Origin of the sequence: Pseudomonas sp. HD6422 (assembly GCF_025377065.1) — a bacterium.
GTDB classification, from domain to species: Bacteria; Pseudomonadota; Gammaproteobacteria; order Pseudomonadales; family Pseudomonadaceae; genus Aquipseudomonas; species Aquipseudomonas putida_U.
This window is the reverse complement of the sequence record NZ_JAHWIW010000025.1, coordinates 86,105-96,007: the sequence shown is the minus strand read 5'-3', so window position 1 is coordinate 96,007 and position 9,903 is coordinate 86,105. Positions and strand designations below refer to the sequence as shown.

The 9,903-nt window shown below is 61.5% G+C and carries 10 protein-coding genes and 1 pseudogene; 8 read left to right on the top strand and 3 right to left on the bottom strand.

The features are described 5' to 3' along the window. Positions 1-78: 78 nt before the first annotated feature. Complete coding sequence (locus KY379_RS18715) at positions 79-942, bottom strand: universal stress protein (protein ID WP_133331863.1); 864 nt, start codon at positions 940-942, stop codon at positions 79-81. Positions 943-1,093: 151 nt separating this feature from the next. Here KY379_RS18715 and KY379_RS18710 point away from each other — a divergent pair, with 151 nt between their 5' ends. Continuing rightward, positions 1,094-1,711 carry a tRNA-(ms[2]io[6]A)-hydroxylase gene (locus tag KY379_RS18710; RefSeq protein WP_133331864.1) on the top strand — a complete coding sequence of 206 codons (618 nt, stop codon included), beginning with the start codon at positions 1,094-1,096 and terminating at the stop codon, positions 1,709-1,711. Positions 1,712-1,732: 21 nt separating this feature from the next. On the opposite strand, the gene KY379_RS18705 is transcribed toward KY379_RS18710, so the two are convergent. Next, complete coding sequence (locus KY379_RS18705; protein WP_133331865.1) at positions 1,733-2,053, bottom strand: YqjD family protein; 321 nt, start codon at positions 2,051-2,053, stop codon at positions 1,733-1,735. A gap of 126 nt (positions 2,054-2,179) precedes the next feature. Here KY379_RS18705 and KY379_RS18700 point away from each other — a divergent pair, with 126 nt between their 5' ends. Further along, positions 2,180-2,443, top strand: coding sequence for a hypothetical protein (locus KY379_RS18700; protein ID WP_133331866.1), 264 nt, complete (start codon positions 2,180-2,182; stop codon positions 2,441-2,443). Positions 2,444-2,446: 3 nt separating this feature from the next. On the opposite strand, the gene KY379_RS18695 is transcribed toward KY379_RS18700, so the two are convergent. Continuing rightward, complete coding sequence (locus KY379_RS18695; RefSeq protein ID WP_133331867.1) at positions 2,447-2,935, bottom strand: LEA type 2 family protein; 489 nt, start codon at positions 2,933-2,935, stop codon at positions 2,447-2,449. 134 nt (positions 2,936-3,069) lie between these two features. On the opposite strand from KY379_RS18695, the pseudogene KY379_RS18690 reads away from it, so the two are divergent. The 6 genes and pseudogenes from KY379_RS18690 to zapE all read left to right on the top strand — a co-directional run. Further along, a pseudogene (locus tag KY379_RS18690) lies at positions 3,070-3,573 on the top strand (RNA polymerase sigma factor); the annotation flags it as partial. Positions 3,574-3,580: 7 nt separating this feature from the next. After that, complete coding sequence (locus KY379_RS18685; protein WP_261241102.1) at positions 3,581-4,456, top strand: FecR family protein; 876 nt, start codon at positions 3,581-3,583, stop codon at positions 4,454-4,456. Between the two features lie 129 nt (positions 4,457-4,585). Further along, on the top strand, positions 4,586-7,024 hold the full coding sequence (locus KY379_RS18680; protein WP_261241130.1) for a TonB-dependent receptor: 2,439 nt from the start codon (positions 4,586-4,588) through the stop codon (positions 7,022-7,024). A 128-nt stretch (positions 7,025-7,152) separates the two neighbouring features. Then, a complete protein-coding gene (locus tag KY379_RS18675) occupies positions 7,153-7,470 on the top strand; it encodes a hypothetical protein (RefSeq protein ID WP_133331870.1) in 318 nt (105 codons plus the stop codon). A gap of 22 nt (positions 7,471-7,492) precedes the next feature. After that, positions 7,493-8,641: a PQQ-dependent sugar dehydrogenase gene (locus tag KY379_RS18670; RefSeq protein WP_261241103.1), complete on the top strand. Its 1,149-nt coding sequence runs from the start codon at positions 7,493-7,495 to the stop codon at positions 8,639-8,641. Between the two features lie 156 nt (positions 8,642-8,797). Further along, positions 8,798-9,901 carry a cell division protein ZapE gene (gene zapE / locus KY379_RS18665; protein ID WP_261241104.1) on the top strand — a complete coding sequence of 368 codons (1,104 nt, stop codon included), beginning with the start codon at positions 8,798-8,800 and terminating at the stop codon, positions 9,899-9,901. Positions 9,902-9,903 lie beyond the last annotated feature (2 nt).

Genomic DNA, 9,903 nt, shown 5'->3' with positions numbered 1-9,903 from the left:
CATGTGAGAGTAGGTCATCGTCAAGATTCATTTCGCAAAACCCCTATCTGCGCGAGCAGGTAGGGGTTTTGTCTTTTCTCAACCACGCGCCAGCTCTTCAAGGTGCGCAATCGCCTCTTCGCTTTTCAGCACCAGCACATCGCCTTTCAGCGAGTCCAGTACGACTTCGGCGGTATTGCCTATCAAGGCTCCTGAAATGCCCGTGCGCGCTACGGTACCGATCACGGTGACCACCGCGTCATACCTCTGCTCGATTTCGGGTATGAGCACATCGGCTGGACCTTCCTTCACATGCATGCACTCACTGGGGATGTCGTATTCCGCCTGAAAGCGCAGACAAGCATCCCGGTAGCGTTGTTCGATGGTTTCGCTCAGCTGGTAGGCTGGGTCAGCCGACGCCAGCATGGGCGAAGGATGGGCGCTGATCACGTGCAAGGTGCCCTTGGCCAGCCCGGCAATGGCGTAGCCATGGTCGATGATGCTGGCATGCAGTAACCGATGATCCTCGTCCTCGTTACCCACGTCCACGGCGGCCAGTATCACGCCGCCGGTCCAGGGGCGCTCACTCCTGACCATCAACACGGCGCATGGGCAGTAACGCAGCAGCTTCCAATCGGTAGGCGTCAACAGCGCTTTCTTTAGTGGGTTATCCGGCCAGTGCTCCTTGATCACCAGTTCGCAGCCTTCTGCCTGCTGCACTTGGATGATCGACTGGTGCAGGCTGTCGTGCCAGGCCTGCTCATGAGTCACATTGTCATAGCCGTCATCGTGCAGTTGGCTACTGAGCAAGCTGAGCAGGGCGCTATGGTCGTGGTGCTGGTGACACATCAACAGATGCATACGTGCCCCTGTCACCCCAGCGATCAGCTTGGCTCGCGTCAGCGCACGGCTATGGGCATGTTCTGGATCGAGCACGACGAGGATGCTACGGACAGCTTGCATGAGCGGTAACTCCTTCCTAACGTGGCCAACGCTGACTATAGTCGGCGCCCCGGGGGCAGTCGCTTGATGTACATCAAGCATAGTCACTGGCATTGGCTGTCACCGCCGGTATAATCCCCGGTCCTGCCTGATCAACGTGATTTGTAGCCCTATGTCCCTGATCCCCGAAATCGATGCTTTCCTTGGCTGCGCGACCCCTGATGCCTGGATCGAAGCAGCGTTGGCCGATCAGGAAACCTTGCTGATCGACCACAAGAACTGCGAGTTCAAGGCCGCCAGCACGGCGTTGAGCCTGATCGCCAAATACAACACTCACCTTGACCTGATCAACATGATGTCGCGCCTGGCACGTGAGGAGCTGGTGCATCACGAGCAGGTACTGCGCTTGATGAAGCGTCGCGGCGTGCCGCTTCGGCCGGTCTCGGCTGGGCGTTATGCCTCAGGACTGCGCCGACTGGTTCGCGCTCATGAGCCTGTGAAACTGGTCGATACCCTGGTGGTCGGGGCGTTCATCGAGGCGCGTAGTTGCGAGCGCTTCAATGCACTGGTGCCGCATCTGGATGAAGAACTGAGCCGCTTCTACCACGGCCTGCTGAAGAGTGAAGCGCGACACTATCAAGGCTATCTGAAACTGGCCCACCAGTACGGCGAGCCCGCGGATATCGCCCGCCGCATCGAGCTGGTCAGAGACGCCGAAGCTGAATTGATCCAGTCTGCCGATCAGGAGCTGCGCTTTCACAGCGGTATCCCCATGGCGCAGGCCGCCTGACCGGGCCGGCCGGACTGCCGGCTAGTCGCGTCGACCCAGCAGCAAACCGACTACCAAGCCAAGGCCTGCAGAGAGCGCCACGGTCTGCCAAGGGTGACCGCCGATGTAGTCTTCGGTCGCTTCCACCACCGGCTGTGCCCGGCTGCGGACCTGGCCTACGGCCTGGCTGGCCTGGCGCAGCTTGAGCCCGAGCTGAGCGCGCAGGGTATCGGCTTCCTCGCCCACCAGAGAGGAACTGCGGTCGAGCAACTTTTCCGACTCTTCGATCAATGCCTGCAGTTCGCTGAATACTTGGTCCTTGATCTGTTCGCCTTGGGCAGCAGTGTGGTTTTTTCGAGCCATGAGCACGTCCTCGTCAATGGTGTGTTAGAACAATGGATGTCGGCACGAGGGGAAAGTTGCCCCAGGTTACCGATGTCGCACCGCTACGGTGTAAGATAGCGGCCATTTTTCATTGGCAGGTATTCCATGAGTTTCAATCTCGCCAACAAGAGTTTTCAGGAACGGGCGCAGATCGAGGCGGAAAAAGCCCGTCTGTTCGAAATGTGGCAGAACAACCTTGGCAAGGCCAAGGCCGAAGCTGCCCGGCTGATTTCGGAAAAGTCCCGGCGCAAGGGCAAATGGGCCGAGTGGGTGCGCGCCGAGCTCGAGACGATGTCGCCGCCGGACTATGCCAATCTGGTGCGCAGCGAGGTCAACAAGATGATGGCCGCTGCCAGCGCCAACCGCTGAGGTTCACCAGATAAGACTGCCGTTCTTTGGCAGGTCGAGTTTGCCTTCGTCGGTGAAGCGCACTGTGCCCAACGGTCCTCCCGCCAGCTTGCCGCGCAATCGGTAAGGCATTCCCTGCAGCGAATCGAGCTTGCCGAGCCCATAGGCCTGACGCAGGAAGGAAAATGCGGTGATGCTCACCGGCACCGTGATCACCGCTTCGTCGTAGCGACCGATATGACCCTGTTGGTCGCTTACCCCGGCTGCCAACGGCTGTCCGTTGACCTCCAGGTTCAGCGCAATGCCGTTGTAGTCGATGGCGTTTTCGTTCGGATTCTGTACCCGCATCTTCACCGCCATGCGCATTTCCAGCTCCTGGCCGGGCAACGGTTCGATACCGATGACGCTGATGTTGAGAGGGTCTCGCGCCTGGAACAACGCACAGGCCTGCAGGGCGCCCAGCATCAGCAGGAGCAGGAGAGGGCGAGCGCAGCGGTGCAGTCGGACAACCATGGGAGCAACCTTGCCTGCAGAGTCGAGCCTGCAGTGTGGCAAACGTATGCCGCAGTTGAAAGTCCTGCGTGTTATGAAAGATACTGTTTCTCATTCACGCCCGACAATTTTTCCTACTGGCAGTGTCTTTTCCAATGCTGACGTCCCCCGTGTCTGGTCTGCTGGCAAGTTTCCAGGAGCACTATGACGACCTGTTGCAGTTCCTGACCCGCCGCATGAGCGATCGGCAGCGTGCCGCCGACATCGCCCAGGAGACCTATCTCAAGTTGGCGAGGATCGACGAGCAGGCGGTGCGCGTATTGCACGCACGTAGTTTCATATTCCGGGTGGCCGGCAACCTGGCCATCGATGCATTGCGCCGCGAGCAGCGTCTTGCTGCTCACCATGAGCACGGTGACGGGGCGGGAGAGATGGTGTGTCCGGCACCGGCACCTGAGGCAACCCTGCTGGCTCGGGAACGGCTGCAGATGCTCGATCGAGCGCTGCTGCAACTGCCAGAGAATGCCCGTCAGGCATTGTTGTTCAACCGTGTCGAAGGTCTGACCCAGGCGCAGATCGCCCAGCGTCTGGGCGTTTCCGAGAGTATGGTGGCAAAATACATCGGCCAGGCCCTGCGTCATTGTCGCGACTGGCTCAAACACAACCATGACTGACGTCTCGACCATGCCCGCTTCCCCGCCTATCCGCGACCTATCCGACGATGCCCTGCAGTGGCAGGTGCTGCTGCATTCCGGTACTGCCAGCGCTGCCGATCAAGCACGCTACCAGCGCTGGAAACAGCTCAGCCTGGATCACACCGAAGCGGCGGTTGAGGCCGAGATGCTGTGGCTGGATCTCGGCTCGACCGCCACCGCCCAGGCATTCGAGGCGCTGCCGCCGCGCCCACGGCGAAAACGCTGGAGCGCAGGCATCGCGGCCGCCCTGGTGCTGGTGGTGGCGGGTTACTGCGGTTGGCAGGAAGCACCATTGTGGTTGGCCGATTATCACACCCGTGTCGGCGAGCGGCAGAGCATTACCCTGGACGACGGCTCAAAGGTACTGTTGAACAGCGCCAGCGCAGTGAGCGTGGCTTTCAGCGCTACGGAACGACGGGTCACGCTGCGCGCCGGTGAGGCGCTGTTCGACACCGTCGCCGACCCACGCCCCTTCGTGGTCGAGACCGCGGGCGATACCGTTCAGGGCGCCAATGCGACGTTCAGTGTTCGCCGTGATGGCCAGGTCGTCCTGGCGAAGGGCCAGGCACGACTCGGCGACCAGGTATTGGCCGTTGCCGCCGACGCGAGCGCGCTGACCGCCTGGCAACGGGGCAAACTCATCTTCAATGGCAAGCCATTGGGTCAGGTACTGGCCGAGCTGGAACGTTATCAGCATGGTCGCATTGTGGTGCCCGACAGCAAACTTGCAGCCCTTGAGGTGAGCGGTGTGTTCGATCTGGACGACCCTCACGCCTTGCTGCGCACCCTCGAGCAACGTTACGGCCTCAAGGTCACCTATCTGCCCTGGCTGGCAGTGGTTTACTGAGCTTTTCCGAAGTAATCAAAATTATTTTCATTTGGTACTGCAAGTTTCTGCAAGCCAGATCGTCGTAGTGGGACTGATCAGCAACCCATTCTCATTTCTGACTTGTCTGGAAGCTCATTCGTGCCTCTCATGCCTACGCCGTCCACCCATGGACAGTCTCACCGTCGCGGCGGTCAATTCCACCATGCCTTGCTGTCCTGCAGCGTCCTGGCCTTGTTTGCCGGCCCCTTGCAAGCATGGGCCAGCAACGATGCGCCGGCACAGATTCAGGCTCGGCAGCTACAGCTCGATTTGTCGGCGCAGCCGCTTGACCAGGCTTTGACCGCCTTCGCCGACCAGGCCGGTCTGCATTTGCTGTACACCACCGCAGACGTCCAGGGGCTGACCAGTCCCCCCGTGCATGGCAGCTACAGCGTCGAGCAAGCCCTGCAGCAGTTGCTCGACGGCAGCGGCGTGACCTGGCAGTTCAGCGACAGCGGCACCATCATCCTGCGCAAGGCCGAGAGTGCACCGCTGGCGGTCAGCCTCAAGCCCATCGAAGTCAGCGTCGCCTCGCGCACCAGCACCTCGATCAGCGAAATCCCAGGCACCGTGTGGGTGGTCGACCAGCAACAGCTGCGTGAGCAGATCGACAGCGGCGTCAGCCTCAAGGAGGCGATCGGCAAATTGGTACCCGGCCTCGATCTGGCTCCTGAAGGGCGGACCAACTATGGCCAGAACATGCGCGGGCGCAACGTGCTGGTGATGATCGACGGGGTCAGCCAGAACAGTTCGCGTGGTCTCTCTCGTCAGTTCGACAGCATTTCTCCGTTCAACGTCGAACGCGTCGAAGTGCTGTCCGGTGCCAGCGCCATTTACGGCGGGGGCGCCACCGGCGGCATCATCAACATCGTGACCAAGAAGGGCGAGGCGGGGGATGCGCGCTTCGAGACCCAGCTTGGTGCCAGTAGCGGCTTCAACAACAGCGATGACCTGGCAACTCGTTTCGCGCAGTCGATCAGCGGCGGCAATGATCGAATCAATGCCCGCCTGGGCGTTTCCGGAGAGCAGAACGAAGCCTTCTACGACGGAGCGGGCGACCAGATCTTCATCGACAACACGCAGACCGATCTGCAGTACAACCGCACCATCGATGTGCTCGGCAGTTTGGGCCTGAAGCTGTCCGATGAGCAAAGCCTCGACCTGCTGGCGCAGTATTATGATTCCGGCAACCACGGTAGCACGGGTATCTACTTCCCCAACCTGAACCACAACGCACCCTCCGACCTGGAGGATGCCGAGCTGCGCAGCGGCTATTCCTCTGACCTGGAGCCGCGGACCCGACGCTTCTTGTTCAACGCCAACTACCACCACACGGATGTGCTGGGTCAGGATTTCTACCTGCAGGCCTCGTACCGAAAGGAAGACGACAACTTCTACCCGTTCCCTTACTACAATCGCGCTACGCCTACCGGCTCGCGCGGGGTCTACTTCGCCGCATCGCAGCAGAACTTCGAAGTCACCAGCCTCAAGGGGCTGTTCGCCAAACAGTGGGACACGCTCAAGCTGACCTATGGCGTCGACCTCGATCGCGAGCGTTTCAATGCCCAGCAAACCACGTTCGATGCCCTGACCTCGTCGGAAAGCGGTGGACTCGATCTTGAGAAACAGAGCAAGGCCGATCGCTATCCCGGCTATCGGGTCGACGGGGTCTCGGTGTATGCCCAGCTCGACTGGCACGCCACCGACAACCTGACGCTGTCCGGGGGCGCCCGACGTCAGCAGATGGACGTAGATGTCAGCGACTTCAAGGGCGTACCCGGTGGCAGCAACGACTATCAGGTCAACCTGTATAACGTCGGCGCGATCTACGACTTCAAGAACGGCCATCAGATCTGGACCAACTATGGCGAAGGCTTCGACCTGCCGGACCCGGCCAAGTACTACGGCAAGGCTGGCATGAGCGTGGCGGACAATCCGTTGGCCGGTATCAAGAGCCGCCAGGTCGAGCTCGGGTGGCGTTACGGCGATCTGGATTGGGATGCCCAGGCAGCGCTGTATTACATCTGGTCGGACAAGATCATCAACGTCGACTCACAAACCCTGACCATCGACGTCGAAGATCAGAAGAGTCGTGACTTCGGTTTCGAAGGTGCGCTTACCCGGCATTTCCAAAGTGGCTGGGAAAGCGGTGGCACCTTGCACCTGACCCGGTCGGAAGAAGAGGATGCCGACGGTGGCTGGATCAAACGCGATGCCCGCTATGCCTCGCTGTCCAAGGCCACTGCATTCGTCGGTTGGAAGGGTGATGGGCGCAATGTCCGGTTGCAGGCCAATCACGCGTTCAGCTTGAAGGACGATGCCGACCACGAAATCGACGGTTACACCACCTTCGACCTGCTCGCCAGCCAGGACACCGGGTTCGGCACCCTCAGCGCGGGTATCCAGAACCTGCTGGACAAGCAGTACAGTACCGTCTGGGGCCAGCGCGCAACCTTGTTCTATTCGCCGACCTATGGGCCGGCTTACCTCTATGACTACCAAGGACGCGGACGTACGTACACCCTGACGTGGAGCATGGCGTACTGAGGTCCTGGCAAAGGTCCATACTGAAACATCAGGAATCAACTAAACCCACGCTCACACTTTTGCCTCGAACCCTTCGCGCCTTAGGCTATCGAACCCTTAGGCGCGACTTTTCGTACAGGAGGTGAAGCATGAATCGAGTATTGCCGACCCTGGTCGTTGGCCTGCTGCTGAGCGTGGCCGTGCAAGCCGAACCACACCAGCCATTGCAGCTCGCCGCCAACGACAACAATCCGTACAACAGTCCGATAAAGCGGGCCAACCCCAACAGTCGCCAGGGCACCTTGCCAGCGACCCCGCCCGTGCGCGGCCCCTCGACTGAGCCCAACATCCGCCCCCCAACCCTGGATAACCGCGGCATCGGCAATGGCGACAACCTGCGCCGTGAGCAGCAGACGCCCAGGTTGGAACCCACCCGGCCCCCGCGTGACTCGCAACGTGCACCGTGAGCCCCTGAGAAAGGATGCCCCCATGCTTCGACGCCACTGGTTGACCACCCTTGCCGCCGCTGCCGTGTTGCCATTGTTGGCGCATGCGGCGCCTGTCCAGCAGTTTCCCAGCGAGGAAGGACAGCTCACCGTCAGTACCATCGCCGATGGCCTGCGAAACCCCTGGGCCCTGGCGTTCCTGCCTGGCGGCAAGGATATGCTGGTGACCGAGCGTGCGGGTAATCTGCGGGTGATCAGCGCGGAGGGGAAGGTTGGCGCGCCGATCAGTGGGGTGCCCAAGGTCTGGGCCGAAGGCCAGGGCGGCCTGCTGGACGTGGTCCTGTCGCCAGAGTTCGACAAGGACCGTACCGTCTACCTGTCCTACGCCGAAGCCGGCGACGACGGCAAGGCCGGGACGACGGTGGGGCGCGGCCAGTTGTCGGCAGACCGCGCCCGGCTGGAGAACTTCAGGGTGATCTTCCGCCAGCAGCCGAAACTGTCGGTGGGTAATCACTTCGGCTCGCGACTGGTATTCGATCGTGACGGCTACCTGTTCATCGCCCTGGGCGAAAACAACCAGCGTGCTACCGCGCAGGACCTGGACAAGCTGCAAGGCAAGGTAGTGCGCATCCTGCCCGATGGGACGGTGCCCAAGGACAACCCGTTCGTCGGCCAGCACAATGTGCGCCCGGAGATTTGGTCTTACGGCCACCGCAACCAGCAGGGCGCGGCGCTCAATCCGTGGTCCGGCAAGCTCTGGACTCATGAGCACGGACCACGCGGCGGCGATGAGATCAACATCCCGCAAGCGGGCAAGAACTACGGCTGGCCGATCGCCACCCACGGGATCAATTATTCGATGCTGCCGATTCCCGAGGCCAAGGGTGAGCAAGTCGAAGGCATGGTCGGTCCGCATCATGTCTGGGAGAAGTCGCCGGGTATCAGTGGCATGGCCTTCTACGACAACCCGACCTTCAAGGCCTGGGACCACGACCTGTTCATCGGCGCCCTGGCCAGCGAGGAGCTGATCCGCCTGCAGCTCGATGGCGACAAGATCGTGCACGAGGAGCGCCTGCTGGGCGAGCTGAAGGCGCGGATCCGCGATGTGCGGGGGGGTCCGGACGGCTATCTGTACCTCCTGACCGATGCCAAGGATGGAGCATTGTTGAAGGTCGGCCTGGAGCAGAATTGAGGGTGCCGGTCGGCTGTACCGACGCAGCGTCGGCAAGCTGGATCCTACGGTTGCCGCGACGAGCCCTGGGCGACCGTGATGAATGTGCCGGCGGCGGCTTGCCGTCGATAGGGCCAGTGCAGACAATGGAGCCCTCACAGGCCCAGACTGGATGCCATGCCCACTCCGCAATCGCTCTACCATGAGGCTCTGACCGAGCATGGCTATGTCCGTGACCCTGCCCAGGTCGAGGCGGTCGCCGCGCTGCACGCCTGCTTCGAGGCACTCGAACAAGGTCATCGTCCCCAGGGGCTGTACCTCTGGGGCCCGGTCGGCCGGGGCAAGACCTGGCTCATGGATCTGTTTTACCGCTGCCTCGAGATCCCGGCGCGGCGCCAGCACTTCCATCACTTCATGGCCTGGGTTCATCAGCGCCTGTTCCAGCTAAACGGCACGCCTGACCCTCTCAAGGCCTTGGCGCGCGAGCTGGCTGGGCAGATCCGGGTGCTCTGTTTCGACGAAATGTTCGTCAGCGACATCGGTGACGCGATCATCCTCGGCCGGCTGTTCCAAGTCCTGTTCGATCAAGGCGTGGTGATCGTCGCCACCTCCAACCAGCCGCCTGGACAACTCTACAGTGACGGTTTCAACCGGGAGCGTTTTCTGCCAGCGATCGCCGCCATCGAGCGCCACATGCAGGTGCTCTCGGTGGCCGGCCCGCAGGACCATCGAACGCACCCGGGACAAGCGCGGCAGCGTTACTGGGTGGCCACTGCCGGAGACAGAGGTGCACTTGGGCAGGCGTTCGAGATATTGAGCCATGGCCAAGCCGGAACGGTCGAGCCGCTGGCGATAGGCTCGCGCCAGATCCAGGTCATCAGGCGCAGCGCTCAGGTGATCTGGTGCCGCTTCGCTCAGCTATGCGAGCAACCTCTGGCAGCGACCGATTTCATGGTGCTGTGCGACCGCTACCAGGCGATCCTGGTGCAGGATGTACCCGTGTTGGGTGGTCAGCAGCGTGCTGGGCGCATCGCCAGGGGCACCGAGGATGCGGCGGCGCGGGTGGAAGCGGGCGAGCGCGAACTGCCGATGCTGTCGCCCAAGGACGATGCCGTCCGCCGCTTCATCGCACTCGTGGACGAATGCTATGACCGCCGGGTGGCCCTGTACCTGGAGGCCGAGGTACCGCTGGATGCGCTTTACACCCAGGGCTACCTCGCATTCGCTTATCAGCGCACCCTCAGCCGTCTGCGCGAAATGCAGCTGCAACGCTTCGGTTGACG